Origin of the sequence: Anabaenopsis arnoldii, from assembly GCF_028331025.1 — a bacterium.
In the GTDB taxonomy this organism is placed as follows: Bacteria; Cyanobacteriota; Cyanobacteriia; order Cyanobacteriales; family Nostocaceae; genus Anabaenopsis; species Anabaenopsis arnoldii.
This window is the reverse complement of the sequence record NZ_JAQMUH010000044.1, coordinates 1-18,395: the sequence shown is the minus strand read 5'-3', so window position 1 is coordinate 18,395 and position 18,395 is coordinate 1. Positions and strand designations below refer to the sequence as shown.

Here is an 18,395-nt window from a genome sequence, read left to right as displayed (position 1 = left end):
TCAGTAGCAGAAATTAACCACTATCAAAAAATTGTGGTTGCGTTAACGGAAACCTTACGGTTAATGGAAGAAATTGATGGTTTAATTCCTGGGTTCCCGATTGAATAAGCTCAAAGTCTTTAATTGCTTGTAAGTTTATAGGGATGGTTTACCCATCCCATTTATATTATCTTTCCACTGCTGTAACTTCCTTGGGAACCCCAGCGGTTAACACTTCATGACCTGTGGGTGTGACTAAAACATCATCTTCAATGCGAATACCAATACCCACCCAACGCGGATCGGTTTCTGGTTGGTCTTCTGGTAATTTGGTATCTGGGACTATATAAATTCCTGGTTCCACTGTTAACACTTGACCAGGTTGTAAAATCTGGGGTTTATCTTCACCATACTGGTAGACACCCACATCATGGACATCTAAACCTAACCAATGACTGGTGCGGTGCATATAATAGGGTTTATACTTTTCTTCTTCTATTAACTTGTCAACTTCGCCCTTGAGAATACCAACTTCTACTAAACCTTGGGTAATTACACGCACAGCCGCATCATGAACCGCGTTAAAAGTGTTGCCTGGTTTGACTTGGGCGATCGCCTGTTTTTGGGCTTCTAAAACAATCTCATACAATATCTTTTGTTCTGGGGTGAACTTACCCCCTACGGGAAATGTCCTGGTAATGTCAGAGTTGTAATAACCATATGCACAACCAGCGTCAATCAGCAGCAATTCTTGATCTTGCATTTGCCGTTGATTTTCGATGTAATGCAATACACAAGCATTCACACCAGAAGCCACAATAGAAGGATAAGCTGGACCCATTGCGCCCCGCAACCTAAAAATATGTTCTATTTCCGCCTGGATTTCGTATTCATAACGTCCAGGGGATGTAAATTCTCTGGCGCGGTTATGTGCTTCTGCGGCGATCGCTGCTGCTTGGCGCATTAATTCTAATTCCGGCTCACTTTTTACTAATCTCATGGTGCTGAGAATAGTTCCGGTGTCCGAAATCCCCACAGGACCTGTACCACGTTTGGGATAGGTTCGCAGTAAACTTTGGTAGTTCTTAAGTATTATATCATTAAAAGTGCGATCGCGGCCGAAATGATAGTAAATGCGATCAGCTTTTTCCAAATACTGGGGTAATTTTTCCTCCAGTTCCCCTATAGGGTAAGCAGCATCTGCGCCATAAATTTCTTTAGCTCCATCCACCCCACAAACGTAACCAGTCCAAACTTCCTTTTCTCTATCCTTGGGTTGCACAAACAATATAAAGCGATGTTCTGGGTGGTGTGGTGCTAACACTGCTACTGCTTGGGGTTCATTAAACCCCGTCAGATAGAAAAAATCACTATCTTGGCGATAAGTGTATTCTACATCATTGTGCATCACCGCCATGGGCGCACTGCGAAAAATCGCCGTACCATTACCAATTTTTGCCATTAATTCTTGGCGACGTTGCTGATATTCTGCTTGCATAGGTACTTAAATTTTGACTTCTAGTATTATTGTACACTTCTAAATCATCTAGATTGGGTCAGTTGCTCCTGATATCAATTATTTTAGCCAATATTGATTTCCATAGTCACTATCTGCATTTAATCAATTAAATATATATTTTCGATCATCAAGTTAGGGAATCAAAACACTATGGTTATATTGTCTGGAAAAAATGATAATTAAATCAAATTATCCTTGATTTCCTAGATATCTATAAAACCTGACATTTATAAAAAATAAATGTTTATCAATTAAATTATCAGCCAAAAATAATGTTTTTTAAATACAGAAATTCATCCAAAAAAAGAGATAAAAGTGGGATAACCACCAGTGATAAGAAAACAGTATGCCTACACAACCAAACCCCTCTGTATTTGACCAGACGATACAAAATTCATATGACCAATCCTTGGTAAAGTCAGCGCTATTAGTATCTAATGATCCTGGATTAGATGCTAGTTTACAAACAAGTAGTAGTTCATCACAAGTAAATTTTCTCCCATCACTTCCGAATCTATTTGGAGGAGCTAACCCCAACCCTAATCCTTACTTAACCAGTGCGGCCATTGTCCCTGATTTCAATGGCGATGGTAAAGCAGATAAGCTGTGGTTAAATACTCAAACAGGGGAAATCATCATTCGCCTCATGGAAGGTTCCAGAGTGCAGCAAGAGGCTTCTCTAGGTCAATTTGACTTATCATCTATGGGTTATGAAATCGCTGATTTCAATGGTGATGGCAAAACTGACTTCTTGTTGCGTAATCAAGTTACAGGGGAAAATCGCATTGTGCTAATGGATGGTACAAGAATTGCTAATACCATAGCACTAGATACCGTTGACCCAACTTGGAAGGCTCAAATTGGCGACTTCAATGGCGATCGCAAAACCGATATTTTCTGGCATAATACCGCAAACGGTCAAACTGCTATTTGGACAATGGATGGTATTAATGTTGTCGATGCCTCCATTATAGAAACCACAGATACATCATTTACCCCCACCGTTGTTGATTTCACTGGTAATGGTAGAAGTGATATCTTCTGGCGCAATAGCGAAACCGGTGAAAACAAACTTTGGTTGATGAATGGAACCACTAAAAATGAATTTGCTCTGGAATCAAAAGACTCATCTTGGGACTTTACCCTAGGGGATTTTAACGGTGACTTGAGAACTGATATCCTGTGGCGCAACAGTGAAACAGGAGAGAACAAGATTTGGACAATGAACGGTATCATAATTACCGAATCTAATTTAACAACATTAGACTCATCCTGGACATCATCCATTGGTGACTTTAATGGCGACGGTAAAACTGATATCTTCTGGCATAATCAGGTAACCGGTGAGAATACCGCCTGGATCATGGATGGCGGAGCAATCGCTTCTGAAGCCTTCCTACCCAACACCCAGCCTGGTTTAATGCTGTCACTAGGAGATTTTGATGGTAATGGTACAACTGATATCTACTGGCGCGATCCACAAACAGGCGTAGATAGAATTTGGTCTATGGATGGAACAATAGCAACTGAGTCTTTTGTTGCTGAAGAAGATAGATTTACACCAGAATGGTTAACTGCCTAAAAGTCATTTTTGGAAATTGGTAATCTGAAATTACAATAGAGGCAATTGATCAATTGCCTCTATTAACTGAGCAATGTTGTATTAATCAAAGTGTTAATTAAAACTTATAGGTTAAAACTTATAGGTTAAAACGCGTATCTCACTTTTTTCTGGCAGATTATTAGCAGTAATATTAGTTATATCACTATTACTACGAGTTACAGTCATGCCCTGCATCAAACTCAGAAATTCATCCACTGGGGAAATATCACATACATCATTAGCCGCTTGTGTACGGTAGTGAGTGGGAATTACCAATTTAGGATTTAACAACCCAGTCACCTGCTGGGCTTCTTGGGCATTATAAGCCTTATCACTACCCCCCACTGGAATGAACAACACATCAGGGCGACCCATCAAAATTCGTTGCTCAATCCCAATCGGCCCCGCAGCACCTCCTAAATGGAGAATCTTAATTCCCCCTTGTTCCCAACTCCAAGCGGTATTCATCCCAAATTGTCTACCACCTTTGCGATCATGGTCTATAGCAATTCCCTGTAACTGAATACCTTTAAACTCGTAAGCACCAGGAGCATATACTAGCTTGGGGGTTCCCGGTAGTCCATCTACCGCACCTTCATCTAGTAATTTACTGCTAATCATGACTAAATCCGCCTCGACTCGGGGCGGACGATACCCAGCTGTACAGCCAGCTGTGCGGAATGGATTAACCAAAATCCTCACACCGCTACCAGTAAATAAAAAGCAAGTATGACCCAACCACTGAACTGATAAAGCCGGAGATTTTGCGTCAGCCTTGCGGCCTAAATTACTCAGCAGTGCTGTCACTAACCCCGTACCACCATAGCCCATCAACTCTCGTCGGTTCATAAATTACCCTGTCGGCTGTAATTGTTCCAGAAAGTTTCGTAATAACTGCTTTCCTGAAGATGTTAAAACACTCTCTGGATGAAACTGGACGCCCTGAATGTGAGGATAGTTCCGGTGTCTCACTCCCATAATAGTACCATCCTCAACCCAAGCGGTGACTTCTAACACCTCTGGGCAAGTGTCACGGTCAATCACTAAACTATGATATCTGGTGGCTACCATGGGATTTTCTAAACCCTGGAAAACACCTACTCCCGCGTGAGACACTTGGGAGGTTTTACCATGCATCAAATCCTTAGCTGAGACGATTTTACCACCGAATACTTGACCAATGCTTTGATGCCCTAAGCAAACACCTAAAATTGGTAAGTTGTGACCTAGCTGTTTAATCACATCTTGGGAGATGCCGGCGTTTTCTGGACGACCAGGACCCGGAGAAATTACTATTAGATTGGGATTTAATGCCCTAATTTCCTCCACTGTAATTTTGTCGTTGCGAAAAACTTGAATATCTGAGGCCACAGGAAACTCTGCTGCTAGTTCTCCGAGATACTGCACCAGATTATATGTAAAACTGTCATAATTATCAATGACTATAATCAAGGCCTATGACTCCTGGTTTTTATCTAGAAATTTGACAGAATTAAAATCACTAGAGGGGGTAGCAACAGGGTAGCCGCAACCACTAAAGCTACTAAGGCTGATATCAGTACAGCACCAGCGGCGCAATCTTTGGCAATTTTAGCTAACTCGTGATAGGTCTGCTTCACTGTTAAGTCTACCAGGGACTCAATAGCTGTATTAACTAATTCCAATGCTAATACTAAACCACTGGTTATACTAATGACCGCAATTTCTACCCCTTGCAGGTGCAGGAAAATGCTTAAGGCGATCGCCAAAGCACATACACTTAAGTGGATACGAAAGTTGCGTTGAGTGTGAAAGGTGTAGCTAATTCCAGCCCAGGCGTATTTAAAGCTAATGAATAAATTAGAAGCAACTCGCCAGGACAGTTCCCGTTCCTTAGTAATCAGCGTTGGTAGGCAGTTTTGTGTTGATGGAGGGGAAACTTGTTGGGACATAAGCCTAAAAATAGAATGATAAAGTAATTACAGAAGAATCTCACTGATGTGACAATTTCCGATCAGGCAATCAACTTTGAGGCACTTTTCTACAGCAGTATTATAGACATTTCTTGACATAAATACAATTTAATACTCAATGTCAATATCAATACTAATTAGCCTCAGTAATTCTACTTGCTGCTTGAGCATTTGCATCAACTGTTCTTCATCTGGATGATCCCAACCCAACAGATGTAATAGCCCATGGGCGGCTAACCAAGCTAATTCGGTTGGTAAACTGTGTCCCTGTTGTTGTGCTTGAAGTTGAGCCGTATTTACCGAAATAACAATATCACCTAGATACAAAGGTTCATCCTGCATTTCCGGATTTTGAGGAAAATCTACTTCCAATGTGGCAAAAGATAAAACGTCTGTTGGTTTATTTTGATGACGATATTCAGCATTCAATAACTGAATTTCCCTGTCATCTGTCAAACGCAGCCCGACTTCATAACCCGGTGCACGAGGAAGATCAGCTTGTAGACTTGACAACCAGCAACCAAACCAGTCTTGCCAAGTTTCCCTAGCAACTGGAATATACTTATACTCAAAATCTATAACTTCTCCTGAAGAGGATTGGTAAAACAAATCCTGCACATCTACTTCAACTTGCACCAGTTATCAACTCTCCTCCCGCATCCCGGGTTTTCATGTTGGTTAATTCTTACCGAGTTAGGTAAGCAAGACCCACGAACACAGCTAAAAGGCCTACAGTAGTAAGCGCAAAGTGTTTCATGGAAGTACCTCCCTTGCGCACCATGTTTCGCATGGCAAGTTTTACATAGCTAGGTTTGGGTTCTGTGGGCGAGTTGCTCATAATATTTTGACTACAACACTCTTTTATTTACCAATGTAACAGTTTACTGGGGAATTGACTCCCATTTTAACGATTTTGTCCCACAAAGCTGATCAGAGCGGGAGTCAGCAACAATCAATCAAACTCCCCCCTAAATCTTTGGTTAGATAGCAATGTTTTCTACCAGCTGGCTTTCTTGCCGTAGATAAGCTTGAATAAACAAATCAAGCTCGCCATTCATTACATCACCTACCGCTGTTGTTTCCACATTGGTACGCAAATCCTTGACCATTTGGTAAGGGTGGAAAACATAATTGCGAATTTGGTTACCCCAAGAAGCTTCCACCATATCGCCGCGAATTTCAGCCACCTCTTGGGCTTTTTGCTCTCTAGCAATCACCAGCAGTTTAGCCTTCAGGCGCGCCAGGGCTTTCTCTTTGTTTTGCAACTGAGAGCGTTCTTCAGTACAACGTACTGCAATACCAGTGGGTAAGTGAACAATCCGTACTGCTGTTTCTACTTTGTTGACATTCTGCCCACCTTTACCGCCAGCCCTAGATGTAGTGACTTCTAAATCCTTGTCTGGAATGTCCAGTTGTACAGAGTTATCTAACTGTGGCATCACTTCTACCCCAGCAAAACTGGTTTGTCGCTTGCCGTTAGCATTAAAAGGTGAAATGCGTACTAAGCGATGGGTGCCTGTTTCCGATCGCAAATAACCATAAGCATAGCGGCCAGTAATTTCCAGGGTTGCTGATTTTATACCCGCTTCATCACCCTCTGATTCTTCGGCTAAAGTCACCTTGTAGCCGTGAGCTTCCGCCCACCGGGTATACATTCGCATCAGCATAAAAGCCCAGTCTTGGGCATCTGTACCACCAGCACCAGCATTAATTGTTAATACTGCCCCCTCAGCATCATAGGGACCAGCAAGCAGCTGTTGTAATTCCCACTGGTCTAGTTCACGATTGAGCTGAGTAACTGTAGATTCTGCTTCTTCTAATAGTGCCGCATCGGTTTCTAGTTCCAACAACTCTACCACAGCCTTGGTATCTTCCAGACTGGCTCGCCAGTGATGATATTGTTCCAAGTGGTCTTTGAGGTCGTTAAGTTCTTGCAGTGTTTTTTGAGCTTCTGTCTGCTCGTTCCAGAATTCTGGCTGCGCTGCAATTTGTTCTAAATCTTGTATTTTGGCATTTAGCGCGGGTATGTCAAAGATAGTCCTGGGCTTTACCCAGACGACCGGACAATGTTTCGATTTCGCGTTTTAGTTCTAGTACTTCCATAGAGCTTGCTAAATTGGGGAGCGCTTTTGGTGGATATTGTTAAGTCGATTTACTTTTGATTGTAGCTGTAATTGGGCGACTTCTCTTGTAGTCTATGCAGTAGTGTTATCTCCTCAACCCAATTACTCGTTCTAGGTCAGCTGCTGTAAAGTTGGCTCCGGTAACATCTGCATTAGTGAAATTGGCTCCTTCTAAATCCGCACCTAGAAAATTTGCCCCTCTGAGATTTGCCCCAGTGAAATTCACTTCCTCTAGGTCTGCTGCCATCAAGTTAGCTCCACTGAGATTAGCATTACTCAAATTGGCTTTTGCCAAATCGGCACGCAATAAATTAGCATTACTCAGGTTAGCACCCCTTAAGTCTGCCCTCTCTAAATCACAACCCGGACATTGACGATTTGACAGCAACTGATTAATTGCACCACTGCTAGTTATGTTTTGCTCTACTGGTTGAGCGATGACATTGGGGTTAGTACCCGTCTGCTCGGAGCTAAATTCATGGGGGTTAATTGCTTGAATCTCCTTTGGTTGGGCACATCCGATAAGTGTCCCAGAAATTAGCAGGGCAATCGTACTTGCCACTTTGTGGAGTTCTAACATCAAAATCATCCTCTCAGAAAATGTCATTAAAAATAATTTATCAGCCCCTCCCACAGAGGGGATGGGGCAGTGGATTGTGCTTAATCCCGACTATTCAAGGCAATTAGTAACCGTAAGATAAACACAAACAAGTTGATGTAGGTGAGGTACATGGACAAAGCCGCCGGTAAATATTCGTTATCCCTATAAGTACGGGGCAAGATGTAGAAGTCAACCACCGATACCCCAACAAATAGAAATACCCCCAAACCAGAGATACCGATTTCTAACCAACTGGGGGTGTAAACACCAAACATCGCCAATACAAATTGGGTCAAGACCACAACTACCAAGGCAATAACGCCTAACCTGATAGTTTTGGTTAAAGCCATGCCATCATTTTCGGAGAGATTGGAACCAATTTGACGAGCAACAATAAAGGTGACACCACAACCTAGGGCTGCCAAGCCCACACCTTGAATACCTACCCCTTGGGTTTGCAAGGCCAGGAAGACTAAACCACTCAGGGTATACCCAGACAACAACCCGTAGGTTGCTAATAGAGGTAATGCTACACTCTTGTTGCCTTTTTCAGCAACATTACGGGCGACAAAAAATAAAATTAACTCCACAATCACCGCACCGATGAAGGTGGGGAAAAAAATAGCCGGATTGGTACGGATAACGCCCAAACCACCATAGGTTCCCAAGGCGGTTAGCACCAGACCACCACCAACATAGGGTAGGGCATTGGCAATGACATTGGGGCCAATGAGGGACTGAGTTCTAGCCTCGCGAATAGCGTCACGAAAGTTGCTGGTATTGCTCATAAGTCGATTTTGGAGAGATAAACATTCGCTTTACCTCCATTTATACCAACATTTCCTATTAATAGCTAGGTAGCCTGGTGATAGTGCTAATTATCGGGATTTTATATCGGCGATCGCACCTTTAGTCATGGCAGCAATGGTTTTATCACTAGCTTTAGGCAAATGATAATACTTACCTCCCGCTGTTTGTGCTAATTCTTTAGCAAAACCCGTGGACACAAATTTACTCTCGGTATCAATTACCAATAGCTGCATTCCTCCGGCGCGAATTCTCCCGGCAATATCTAATAGTTCTGCTTTGATGTCTGGCTTTTCTCCCGGTTCTAATGGTTCACCCAGAGACCGCGCCAAGGGAATATTACCCCGCCCATCCGTAATTGCCACAATCACCACTTGCCCTACATCTCCACTCATTTCTGAATTGACACCCACCCTTACCGCTTGAGTTAAACCATGTGCTAAGGGTGAACCACCACCACAAGGTAATCTTTCTAGGCGGTTACGTGCCAGAGCTATAGAACGGGTAGGAGGTAACAATACTTCTGCTTGTTCTCCCCGGAAAGGAATCAATGCTACTTGGTCACGGTTTTGATAAGCCTCCGTTAACAGTTGCATCACCGCCCCTTTAGCTGATTGCATCCGGTTGAGAGCCATGGAACCCGAAGCATCCACTACAAATACTATCAAGGCTCCCGCTTTGCGTACCAAGCGCTTGGCACGGATATCGCTTTGCTCCACAATAACTCTTTTACCCGGGTGTCTTGCCCTTCTGGCTTTTTGATAGGGTGCAGCCGCCCTAAGTGTAGCATCTACGGCAATGCGGCGCACTTTCCCTTTGGGTAACATGGGCTTAATATAGCGTCCCCTGTCTTCGGAAAAAATCATACTGCGACTGCCAGATTTACCCTGACGCTTGGCCATTTGGGCAAAATAAAGCACGCTGTCATCCAGAATTACCCCTTCTGGGTCAAAAATAAATTCCTCTGGAACATCAGGGGGTTCTTGTTCCTGTTCTTGTTCTTGTTCCTGTTCTTGCTCTTGTTCCTGTTCTTCCTCCTCCTGTTGGTCCTCTTCTTGTTGATTTTGAGGGGGTGGGGGTGGGGGTGGTGGTGGTTGGTCTGGTGGTGGGGTCTGGACAATTGTTGAACGTGGTACAATGACGAACTCCACGGCCCGGCGTAAATCTTCGGCGTTGACTGTTGTCCTTCCTTCTAAAGCCGCCGCAGCTTTAGCTACACGCACGGCGAATAATTCCGCCCGATGTCCTTCCACTCCCCCGCGAATGGCTTCATTGACTAAATAGGTAATTTGTTCTGAGGTAATGGTTACTTCTTTCAACCATTCCCGCGCTAGGATAATTTGGGTTTTTAACCCGTCTAAATCTTCTGCGTATTGCTCCAGAAATGCTTGGGGGGATTTAGCATAGGCGATCGCTTGCTCCACAGCTGTTACTCTTTGATCTAGTCCCAGGACACCATCAGCAGAAAGAGCGATGGCAATTCTATCTAGTAAATGCTCCCGTAATCCTCCTTCTTCTGGGTTATAGGTGGCTATAAATAAGGATTTGCAAGGATGCTGAAAACTAATTCCTTCCCGCTCAATTTGGTTACGTCCCTCGGATAAGACTGTGAGCAGCTGATTTGATATTTGGTCATCTAATAAATTCAACTCATCCACATACAGCACCCCTCGGTTAGCTGTGGCGAGTAACCCCGGCTGAAAAATTGTATCACCCTGCTTTACAGACTGTTCTACATCTACAGAACCTAATAATCTGTCTTCTGTGACTCCCAAGGGAATTTGGACAAATGGCGCCGGAATAATTTCCGTGGGTACTTCTGTAATATCTTGATCTGCGTACTCTGCTAACAGATCATCATCCCAGTCTTCTGGGCGGTTGGGATCGCAGTTACTCATCGAGCCTTTCACAACTTCGATGGGTGGTAGTAAGGCGTGGATAGCACGCGCCATTACTGATTTTGCCGTACCGCGACGGCCGGCGATCGCCACTCCTCCTAAACCAGGATCAACTGCTGCTAACAGCAAGGCTAATTTAATTGCTTCTTGACCGACTACAGCTGTCAAGGGGAAGGCTGTGATTGTAGGGTTGATAGTAGGCGCGGGCATGGTTGGCACAATAGCTAGTCTCGGCTTTTAGCATAGCAATTTTTGGCACCTTCAACATGGCACGTGCTTTCTTGTCCATTGTGACTATAGTAATTTTACTTATTTTTATCGTTGCCCTAGCAATAAATCTCAAACCTTGGAGACCATTCTATGATCTTCATATAGAGTTGTACTGATTTGATTAATAATGACTCTGAACATGGGGTTCTGCGATTACTAATTACTAATTACTAATTATAATGGCAATACTCTCAAATTATATCAGAAAGTATCAATTTATCGACTATTTTTATGGTTAAAAGTATATCCTTATACGAACTTTTATTACATGTTATCCAGTCTAGTACCCAACATTCCATTGGTAGTAGGGATGCTTCCTTTGCTTAAACAATATCTTGTCACAGTGGGATTAGTCAGCCCAGAAGTTCTTCTTACAAATTTTGATGGACAGTTTCCCCCGGAAGTGCTCCCAATGTTTTACGCCATGATGTTTGGTGCCACCTTAGGAGGGAATGGTACTTTAGTAGGAGCATCTTCTAACATAGTAGCCGCAGGTATTTCTGAGCAACACGGTCGTCCCATTGCTTTTAAAACTTTTCTTCATTATGGTCTCCCAATTACGATTGTACAAGTTGTGGCGTTAGCGTTATATGTAATGGTTCGTTTTCTGTTGTGATCATAGGGGTATTGTGCGCGTTTCCGGTAGAGTTCCATGGGTGAGCAAGTTATCAAAAAGGCGGTTACCAGTTTGGGTACCGCCTTTTTAATTTTGATTTGTATTATTGAAGAGTTAAGAACGTCAATGTTTATTTGGGAATTAGTAACTACTCTCGACTTATTCCTAGGATTTTCAAGACGAATATCTCATAATGTGGAGTACGTCCCGTAAAACGCTGTATCCAGCTAAATCCCAAATTAGGTAAGCCAGAAAGCCAATCATTGCCAAGCGGCCATTCCATAGTTCTGCTTGAGGGTTCCAACCAAAAAGAAAAGCGTTGCGGTCAACACCGTTATAAGCTGTAGCTACTGGTGGTAAATCTGTAGAACGACGTGGTTCTTTAGTTTCCATATTTTTACTCCCAAATCCAACTAAATTGTTAATTTTTTCATGGTTAACGACCAACCAGATGTAGTACATCCCGTAGAACACTATATCCCGCTACATCCCAAGCTAAATAGGCCAGAAAGCCAATCATTGCAAAGCGACCATTCCAGATTTCGGCTTGAGGAGTCCAGCCAAATAGAAATGCATTCCTATCTCTGCCATTGTATTCCACCGCCACCGGTGGTAGATTTGTGGAAGAACGCGTCTCTCGAGTTTCCATTTTTCTTATCCAAAATTATTTATTGCTTAACCTTAATTTAGCTGTTTATCAGTAAGTTGCTTTCCCTCTGTAGGTACAAACTACACACACCTCTTGCGGAGGATTATCAGAAAGTTATAATTCTGGGCATATCCACCTTGAGGGGGTGATGAAAATCCTCAGCATAAATAAATGTAAATTAATAAATGTAAATTAATAATTTCTCAACCAGAATAATTCAGTATTTATAATTGATTTATACATCAAACTCTTGCCAGGTATGGCTGCCAGGTAGAAATCCTAATTGTCATCATAAAAAGCTAATTTTCTGGGTAATTTCAGCCAATAAATTACCAAAATTCAACTCTGAAATCATAGCATTTTTCAGGCTATATTTAGTTCATATTATGCCTTGTAGCTTCAGAAAAATCTTAAAAGTTAAATCATCAAACTTACACCTAGGTATAGATAGATTTTTATAACTTGAGAGAGATGCATAAAATGGCTAAATTACACGATCCTAAAAGTGGAAAAAAATCAGTATTGCCATAGATACACCCAAGAAATAGATGTTTAATTCCTGCTCATGAAATTCCTCATCCTCCCGACATTGCAATTTATAAGAAGGAAATATAATGTTTCAATTTACAGAAAACATCCTGGAGGTTTACAAGCCACTATTATGGGTAGCACAGACTCCCGTAGTTCCCACTGCTATCACCCCAGCCCAAGCATCAGTGATCAATTCGGGTCCGCGCTTTTTTGTCGCTTTAATCTCCGGTGTGATCCTAGCTTTTGCCTTCCAATTACTGTTAACTAACCTCTCCGTCGCCGCTGGTATTTCCTACTTGGGGCGGCCATCTGACTCAGATGCAGTGGCTGGGGAAGTGGGAAGTTTCGGTGGTAGCATTCGCAAAATTGGTACAGCATTGGGGTTATGGACATTAGTTACTGTTACCATCGCTTTATTAATCGCTTGCTTCCTCGCAGTTAAATTAAGTTTACTGGTATTAGATGCCAGGCTGGGCGCAATTCTGGGATTAGTTATTTGGGGAGCATACTTTTTGCTGCTGGTGTGGGTAAGTTCGACCACTGTGGGTTCCTTAGTTGGTTCGGTCGTCAATTCAGCAACTTCAGGTTTTCAGGCGATTATGGGGACTGCTTCGGCTGCATTGGGTGCAAAGGCGGTGAATCAACAAGTTGTAGCAACAGCCGAAGCAGCTGCTGCTGCTGTGGGTCGGGAATTAGGGAATGCTGTTGACCCCGTTAGTATTCGGGAAAATATAGAAGATTACCTAGAACAGATCCGCCCCCCAGAATGGGATATATCCCACATTCGCAGGGATTTTGAAAATTTACTCAAAGATCCACAATTGCAAGCCATCGCATCCAGTCCAGACCTCCGGAACATTGACCGCCAAAGGTTTAGGGATTTAGTCAGCAGTCGTACCGACTTTTCTCCCAGAGAGGTTAAACGTATCAGTGATACACTATACAAAGTTTGGCAGCAGGTAGTTAGTCAGCAAAAACCCATCCAAGACAATTTAGCTGAGTTAGTTAACTATTTGCAGTCACTCCCCCCGGGACAAGGGAAGACAGATGAGATCAACGCCAAATTAGATCGGTTAATAGCAGAAATCCGGACTGCTCAGGAAACAGCATCAAGAACAGAAAAACCAGGTTGGATGCAACAAACTTTACAACAAATAATCACTGCACTGACTGGTATTGTGTTGGGAAGGGCAGATTTATCAGATATAGATGTAGAAAGAATTTGGCGATCGCTCACCACTGCTAAGGAGAAACTCACTGCACAAGCTGATCAACTGGGGTTGCCCATACCATCAGAACCCTATAGTCCCATTAGAGCTGATGTGGAAAACTACCTACTAAATACCTATGCTTGGCAATTCAGTCCTGAGAGAATTGCTGAAGAATTTCGTGATGTCATCTATGACCCAGAGGCAGACCCTGGTATAGTCAAAAGGGAACTAGAGAGACTTTCTCGCCAGGATTTTGCCCGTACTCTCCAGGAACGGGGGATACTCACCCAAGAACAAATCCAGGGTATTACTGACCAGCTAGAAACTGTCCGCCAAGAGGTATTAGTTATAGTCAGGGATGCGGAAGAAAGGGAGATTACACAAGACCTACAACGCCGAATAGAAAGTTACTTACTTGTTACCAATAAAGCAGAATTAACTCCACAAGGACTTGAGCAGCACTTTAAACCATTATTAGCAGATCCACAGGTAGATTACGAAACTCTCTCGCTACGACTCTCACAATTAGACCGCCAAGAAATGCGGGAGATATTGCTAGCACGAAATGATATTCCCACAGAAGAAGTCAACCCGATTCTCAATGAATTAGAAAATCAGCGCCATCAGGTCTTGGTACAATCTCAAGGGTTGGCGGAACAAGCCAAACATCACGCGGAAACTTTATGGTTAAATTTAGAATCGTATCTGCGTAATACTGGCAAAGCGGAGTTAAACCCTGATGGGATTCGCGCGGATGTGCAAAAGCTGCTAGAAGACCCCCAGTCGGGAATCATTGCTATGCGGGCGCGATTAGCTCGCTTTGACCGAGATACCTTAGTTAGCTTACTCAGTCAGCGCCAAGATTTGAGTCCACAGCAAGTTAATCAAATTATTGACACTGTAGAAGAGTCCTGGCACAATATCCGCCATACACCTCAAGCTTGGAAGGAACAGTACGACTCAGTAATAGCTACTATCGCTGATTATTTACGTCATACTGGTAAAGAAGAATTAAACCCTGAAGGCATTCAACGCGATTTTAACAGACTATTTTACAACCCTAGAGAGGGAGTTGTAGCCTTGCGCCGGCGTTTGTCTCAGGTAGATCGGGATACTTTAGTTCAGTTACTCAGTCAGCGGCCAGACCTGAGTGCAGAAAAAGTCAATGAAGTGATTAATTCTGTGCAAACTTCCATTCGTAATATTGTACGCGCGCCCCGTCGTCTGGCTACCCGCACCCAGCAAAGAATGGCAACATTTCAAGCTTATCTGTCAGAGTATTTGCGGCAAACTGGTAAGGAGGAACTTAACCCAGAAGCTATTAAGCGTGACCTACAATTATTATTGCATGATCCCGGAGTGGGAATGGAAACCCTGGGCGATCGCTTGGCTCATTTTGACCGTTCCACAGTCATGGCTTTGCTAAAAATTCGGGAAGATATGACTGATGAAGAAGCAGCCAGAATTGCTGATCATATCGTCTCCGTGCGGGAGCAATTTGTAGAACAAGTACATGGTATTCAAAGGGGGATTCAAGATGTGATAGAAGGGATTTTTGCCCGGCTCCGTAACTATCTCAATTCCTTAGAGCGCCCTGAATTGAATTATGATGGCATCAAGCTCGATATCCGCAGGTTATTTGATGATCCACCGGCTGGGTTTGAAGCGTTACGCCGTCGCCTGTCTGCTTGTGATCGGGACACCTTGGTGGCGATTATAAGTTCCCGTGAGGATATTTCTGAAGCTGATGCCAACGCCATTATTCACCAGATTGAGCGGGTACGCAACACCGTACTGCAACGTGCTGAACGGCTACAGCAGGAAAGCCAACGCCGTCTAGAAGAGTTAAAATATCAAGCACAAAGACAAGCAGAAGAAACCCGCAAAGCCGCTGCTACAGCTTCTTGGTGGTTATTTGCTACGGCATTTGTATCAGCTGTATTTGCTGCATTAGGAGGAGCGATCGCTGTGGTTATAATTTAGCTTACAGGATTATTCGCCACTTGCTTCTCCCCATTGATTAATGGCAGAAAATATTGACGAGTAGTCATCATTAGCAAATGACATTTTCATCGCCGTTTGCAAAATTTGCCGCACAGATTCAATACTGGCGAGATCCAAACCCAGTGATTTTGCTGCTGAGATAAACAAATCTGTATCTTTGAGCAGGTGTTTTGTGGGGAAATTGGGATTGGTATAATCGCCGTCTAGCATCCGTCTGAGTTTCTTGTCAAAAGTAGGCGCATAAAGTGAACTTTCGCGCAGGATTTGCATAAATAAATCTATGTCAATACCTTGACGCTCGACAAACGCCAGACTCAGAGCAAAGCCAGTGGTTAGGGAAGCAATGAGTTGATTTAGTGCTAACTTCAACCCAGCAGCGGAGCCTACGGGGCCCACAAATACAGGCTCTGGACCAAAGTTTTGCAGTAACTTTAAATCCCTTTGATATTGTCTTTGTTCTGCACCTACCATGACAATCAGCTTACCAGCTTTTGCTTCTGGAATACTACCTAATACTGGAGCTTCTATATACTCGCCACCGCCACCAATGACCGCATCTCTGATTTCTTGGCTTTCTATGGGGGTAATAGTCCCCATCTGAATCACAGTCCGCCCTTCTAGAGTGCGCCAAGCAGTATCTGAAAGCAAAACATGATAAATTGCTGCGGCATTAGTCAACATGAGAATAATGTAATCAGCAGCACGAATTGCTTGACGAGGATGTGTTACAATTTCCGCACCAGCTGCCTGTAGTGGAGCTAATTTTTCTGGGGTGCGGTTGTAGGCCACTAGCTCTATGTTGGCTGCTAACAACCGTTGAGCCATCGGTAATCCCATAAGTCCAGTTCCCAGAAATGCCACCTTCATTTTTTACTTTCCTTTGGTACAGCTTGGGTGTAGCCAGTCCTAAATATCGCGTTTCCATGGTCTGATTGTAAGATTGTTGAACAGTTATCACTGTCCAGAAATAACTGTTCCCTAATGAGTGAAGAACAATCAGCCCCCAGCCGCAAAGGTGACCATTATAATCACCGACAGCAAGATGCCTGGGCTAAGTAGTGTTATCAATAACAAGAGTTCATGAGCGGTCATAATTAATACTTTCCTGTTACCTGGGTCTGCACAGTAGTCAATTTTATGCTAATCTATATCAGGACAAGATCGCATTCTTAAAGAGAGTCTTAACTTTCCTCTATTTTACTCCGGCACAGTTAACCCTGTCAGTGGCTGACCTATTTCTGCAGGCTGGAGTCCTTTGCTTTGAATTAAAACTCCAAAGCTACCTAGCCCTGAGGGGTCTATGAGCTGGTGTAATGCTTCGCGCCTTTGCAATAGTTGTGAGAGGGGAATTTCTAGATCAGAAATAGCAGCAATGCGCTGGACTAAACCCAAGGACATTAAAAATAAACCCTGCTGGATAAATCCTATTTTCTCTAAACCAAAGCGATCGCCCCATCGTTCCAAAGCAGTAAAATCAACATGAGCGGTAATATCTTGCTGACCAATGTTGATATAGGGGTTGTTGTGGTGGCGATGGTTGTAATAACATTGTAAGGTTCCTTGCGATCGCCGGGAATGATAATAACGATGAGCGGGGTAGCCATAATCAATTGTTAACACATACCCGCGATGCAAGCGGTCGGCTACTATACCTAACCACTCACCAGCAGCCAAATTAATTTCACTACGATAACCATCCTCATAACTAGGATGAGTCAAATCAATTTCTATCAAGTTTAAGTATTCTTGCAGTAGGGGTGTAGAAACTTCGCCAGTCACCTCTATAAACCAAGTTTCAGACTTATCTTTGTGGGTAGTGACATAAATTTCTCGCATTTCCCCAGCTTCTAAAATAAACTGATGTACTGGCAAAGCATCCACCAATTCATTAGAAAAAAAGCAACCAGTTATCGAGTCAGTGGGGATATCTTCTAAATTACACCAACGAACAGGAAAGTTTTGTAACCGTTCCTGTTGTTCTTGCTGAAATCCTGGGGACTTCTCCACAATAATATACTTTAGCGCCTTAAAAAAGTCTGGATAATGTAGCTGAGAGTAGCTCAGGATATGCATAGCCAACAGTCCTTGACCTGCTCCCATTTCTACCAAAGAAAAAGGCTCAGGACGCCCTAAAACTTCCCACATCTGGCGAAATTGTTCCGCCAATAGCTCCCCAAAGTCACTACCCAGACTAGGAGAGGTGAAAAAATCACTACCCCCAAATCCAATTTTCACAGCGTGACTGGAGTAGTAACCATGTTCGGGGTGATATAAAGCCATATCCATGTATTCAGCGAACGTAATTCGCCTTTGGGGACTGGTAGTAATACGATGAGCTATGGCTGTACACAATGCTGGGTTAGAGGTCATAGACAAAATATGATCATGATACGACAACCGCCAAGGAGGTTAGGACAAAAACAGATAATGAAATGATGCTATAGTAATCATCATCCCAGCAGTCAAAAATACTTAGGATACCTCAAAAATATTAGTGAAACGTGACTCGATTTATTACCAAATTTTCAAGCGCAGTCCGGGGTTAATTTTTGAACTAATTAATCAGTCTCCGCAACAAGCAGATAAATATCGATTTGAGTCAGTGGAGGTGAAAGAAACAACATTTCGCATT

General features: G+C 43.1%; 17 protein-coding genes and 1 pseudogene. 4 read left to right on the top strand and 14 right to left on the bottom strand.

Going from position 1 to position 18,395, the window contains the following annotated elements; all coding sequences use genetic code 11:
• Nucleotides 1–166: 166 nt before the first annotated feature.
• On the bottom strand, nucleotides 167–1,477 hold the full coding sequence (locus PN457_RS03760) for an aminopeptidase P N-terminal domain-containing protein (protein ID WP_271731417.1): 1,311 nt from the start codon (nucleotides 1,475–1,477) through the stop codon (nucleotides 167–169).
• A 367-nt stretch (nucleotides 1,478–1,844) separates the two neighbouring features.
• On the opposite strand from PN457_RS03760, the gene PN457_RS03755 reads away from it, so the two are divergent.
• Nucleotides 1,845–3,080 (top strand): FG-GAP repeat domain-containing protein, encoded by a 1,236-nt coding sequence (locus PN457_RS03755; RefSeq protein WP_271731415.1) that lies wholly within the window; start codon nucleotides 1,845–1,847, stop codon nucleotides 3,078–3,080.
• 111 nt (nucleotides 3,081–3,191) lie between these two features.
• Here PN457_RS03755 and PN457_RS03750 read toward each other — a convergent pair whose 3' ends face one another.
• The 9 genes from PN457_RS03750 to bchD form a co-directional block, all read right to left on the bottom strand.
• The gene (locus PN457_RS03750) at nucleotides 3,192–3,950 is read right to left on the bottom strand and encodes an MBL fold metallo-hydrolase (protein ID WP_271731413.1); all 759 of its coding nucleotides are present in this window, start codon (nucleotides 3,948–3,950) and stop codon (nucleotides 3,192–3,194) included.
• Between the two features lie 3 nt (nucleotides 3,951–3,953).
• Nucleotides 3,954–4,553: an anthranilate synthase component II gene (locus PN457_RS03745; RefSeq protein WP_271731411.1), complete on the bottom strand. Its 600-nt coding sequence runs from the start codon at nucleotides 4,551–4,553 to the stop codon at nucleotides 3,954–3,956.
• 23 nt (nucleotides 4,554–4,576) lie between these two features.
• Entirely contained in the window at nucleotides 4,577–5,032 is a 456-nt protein-coding gene (locus tag PN457_RS03740) for a diacylglycerol kinase family protein (protein WP_271731408.1), read from the bottom strand.
• Nucleotides 5,033–5,161: 129 nt separating this feature from the next.
• A complete protein-coding gene (ybeY, locus tag PN457_RS03735; protein WP_271731406.1) occupies nucleotides 5,162–5,689 on the bottom strand; it encodes an rRNA maturation RNase YbeY in 528 nt (175 codons plus the stop codon).
• Nucleotides 5,690–5,738: 49 nt separating this feature from the next.
• Nucleotides 5,739–5,891, bottom strand: a complete 153-nt coding sequence (locus tag PN457_RS03730; RefSeq protein WP_271731405.1) for a DUF3285 domain-containing protein — start codon at nucleotides 5,889–5,891, stop codon at nucleotides 5,739–5,741.
• A 142-nt stretch (nucleotides 5,892–6,033) separates the two neighbouring features.
• A protein-coding gene (prfB, locus tag PN457_RS03725) for a peptide chain release factor 2 (protein ID WP_271731404.1) occupies nucleotides 6,034–7,156 on the bottom strand; the annotation gives its coding sequence in 2 pieces (ribosomal slippage) (nucleotides 6,034–7,083 and nucleotides 7,085–7,156; 1,122 coding nt in all).
• A 105-nt stretch (nucleotides 7,157–7,261) separates the two neighbouring features.
• Nucleotides 7,262–7,756, bottom strand: a complete 495-nt coding sequence (locus PN457_RS03720; protein WP_271731403.1) for a pentapeptide repeat-containing protein — start codon at nucleotides 7,754–7,756, stop codon at nucleotides 7,262–7,264.
• An 80-nt stretch (nucleotides 7,757–7,836) separates the two neighbouring features.
• Complete coding sequence (locus tag PN457_RS03715) at nucleotides 7,837–8,565, bottom strand: Bax inhibitor-1/YccA family protein (protein ID WP_271731401.1); 729 nt, start codon at nucleotides 8,563–8,565, stop codon at nucleotides 7,837–7,839.
• A gap of 90 nt (nucleotides 8,566–8,655) precedes the next feature.
• On the bottom strand, nucleotides 8,656–10,692 hold the full coding sequence (gene bchD / locus PN457_RS03710) for a magnesium chelatase ATPase subunit D (protein WP_271731420.1): 2,037 nt from the start codon (nucleotides 10,690–10,692) through the stop codon (nucleotides 8,656–8,658).
• A 328-nt stretch (nucleotides 10,693–11,020) separates the two neighbouring features.
• On the opposite strand from bchD, the pseudogene PN457_RS03705 reads away from it, so the two are divergent.
• Nucleotides 11,021–11,368, top strand: a pseudogene (locus tag PN457_RS03705) (transporter); the annotation flags it as partial.
• A gap of 174 nt (nucleotides 11,369–11,542) precedes the next feature.
• Here the strand turns inward: PN457_RS03705 and PN457_RS03700 are convergent.
• Nucleotides 11,543–11,761: a chlorophyll a/b-binding protein gene (locus tag PN457_RS03700; RefSeq protein WP_271731399.1), complete on the bottom strand. Its 219-nt coding sequence runs from the start codon at nucleotides 11,759–11,761 to the stop codon at nucleotides 11,543–11,545.
• Between the two features lie 43 nt (nucleotides 11,762–11,804).
• Complete coding sequence (locus tag PN457_RS03695) at nucleotides 11,805–12,017, bottom strand: chlorophyll a-b binding domain-containing protein (RefSeq protein ID WP_271731397.1); 213 nt, start codon at nucleotides 12,015–12,017, stop codon at nucleotides 11,805–11,807.
• A 614-nt stretch (nucleotides 12,018–12,631) separates the two neighbouring features.
• On the opposite strand from PN457_RS03695, the gene PN457_RS03690 reads away from it, so the two are divergent.
• Complete coding sequence (locus PN457_RS03690; RefSeq protein WP_271731395.1) at nucleotides 12,632–15,742, top strand: MFS transporter; 3,111 nt, start codon at nucleotides 12,632–12,634, stop codon at nucleotides 15,740–15,742.
• A 9-nt stretch (nucleotides 15,743–15,751) separates the two neighbouring features.
• On the opposite strand, the gene PN457_RS03685 is transcribed toward PN457_RS03690, so the two are convergent.
• Nucleotides 15,752–16,630, bottom strand: coding sequence for an NAD(P)-dependent oxidoreductase (locus tag PN457_RS03685; protein ID WP_271731394.1), 879 nt, complete (start codon nucleotides 16,628–16,630; stop codon nucleotides 15,752–15,754).
• A 330-nt stretch (nucleotides 16,631–16,960) separates the two neighbouring features.
• A complete protein-coding gene (locus tag PN457_RS03680) occupies nucleotides 16,961–18,133 on the bottom strand; it encodes a class I SAM-dependent methyltransferase (protein ID WP_271731393.1) in 1,173 nt (390 codons plus the stop codon).
• Between the two features lie 124 nt (nucleotides 18,134–18,257).
• Between PN457_RS03680 and PN457_RS03675 the strand changes: the two genes are divergently transcribed.
• The coding region (locus PN457_RS03675) for a DUF2887 domain-containing protein (protein ID WP_271731419.1) at nucleotides 18,258–18,395 on the top strand (138 nt) is incomplete at its 3' end.

Bases quoted from the DNA above. Each gene is read 5' to 3' on its own strand.
- PN457_RS03760 (WP_271731417.1), bottom strand. From the start codon at position 1,477: ATGCAAGCAGAATATCAGCAACGTCGCCAAGAATTAATGGCAAAAATT.
- PN457_RS03755 (WP_271731415.1), top strand. From the start codon at position 1,845: ATGCCTACACAACCAAACCCCTCTGTATTTGACCAGACGATACAAAAT.
- PN457_RS03750 (WP_271731413.1), bottom strand. From the start codon at position 3,950: ATGAACCGACGAGAGTTGATGGGCTATGGTGGTACGGGGTTAGTGACA.
- PN457_RS03740 (WP_271731408.1), bottom strand. From the start codon at position 5,032: ATGTCCCAACAAGTTTCCCCTCCATCAACACAAAACTGCCTACCAACG.
- PN457_RS03730 (WP_271731405.1), bottom strand. From the start codon at position 5,891: ATGAGCAACTCGCCCACAGAACCCAAACCTAGCTATGTAAAACTTGCC.
- PN457_RS03720 (WP_271731403.1), bottom strand. From the start codon at position 7,756: ATGTTAGAACTCCACAAAGTGGCAAGTACGATTGCCCTGCTAATTTCT.
- PN457_RS03715 (WP_271731401.1), bottom strand. From the start codon at position 8,565: ATGAGCAATACCAGCAACTTTCGTGACGCTATTCGCGAGGCTAGAACT.
- bchD (WP_271731420.1), bottom strand. From the start codon at position 10,692: ATGCCCGCGCCTACTATCAACCCTACAATCACAGCCTTCCCCTTGACA.
- PN457_RS03700 (WP_271731399.1), bottom strand. From the start codon at position 11,761: ATGGAAACTAAAGAACCACGTCGTTCTACAGATTTACCACCAGTAGCT.
- PN457_RS03695 (WP_271731397.1), bottom strand. From the start codon at position 12,017: ATGGAAACTCGAGAGACGCGTTCTTCCACAAATCTACCACCGGTGGCG.
- PN457_RS03690 (WP_271731395.1), top strand. From the start codon at position 12,632: ATGTTTCAATTTACAGAAAACATCCTGGAGGTTTACAAGCCACTATTA.
- PN457_RS03685 (WP_271731394.1), bottom strand. From the start codon at position 16,630: ATGAAGGTGGCATTTCTGGGAACTGGACTTATGGGATTACCGATGGCT.
- PN457_RS03680 (WP_271731393.1), bottom strand. From the start codon at position 18,133: ATGACCTCTAACCCAGCATTGTGTACAGCCATAGCTCATCGTATTACT.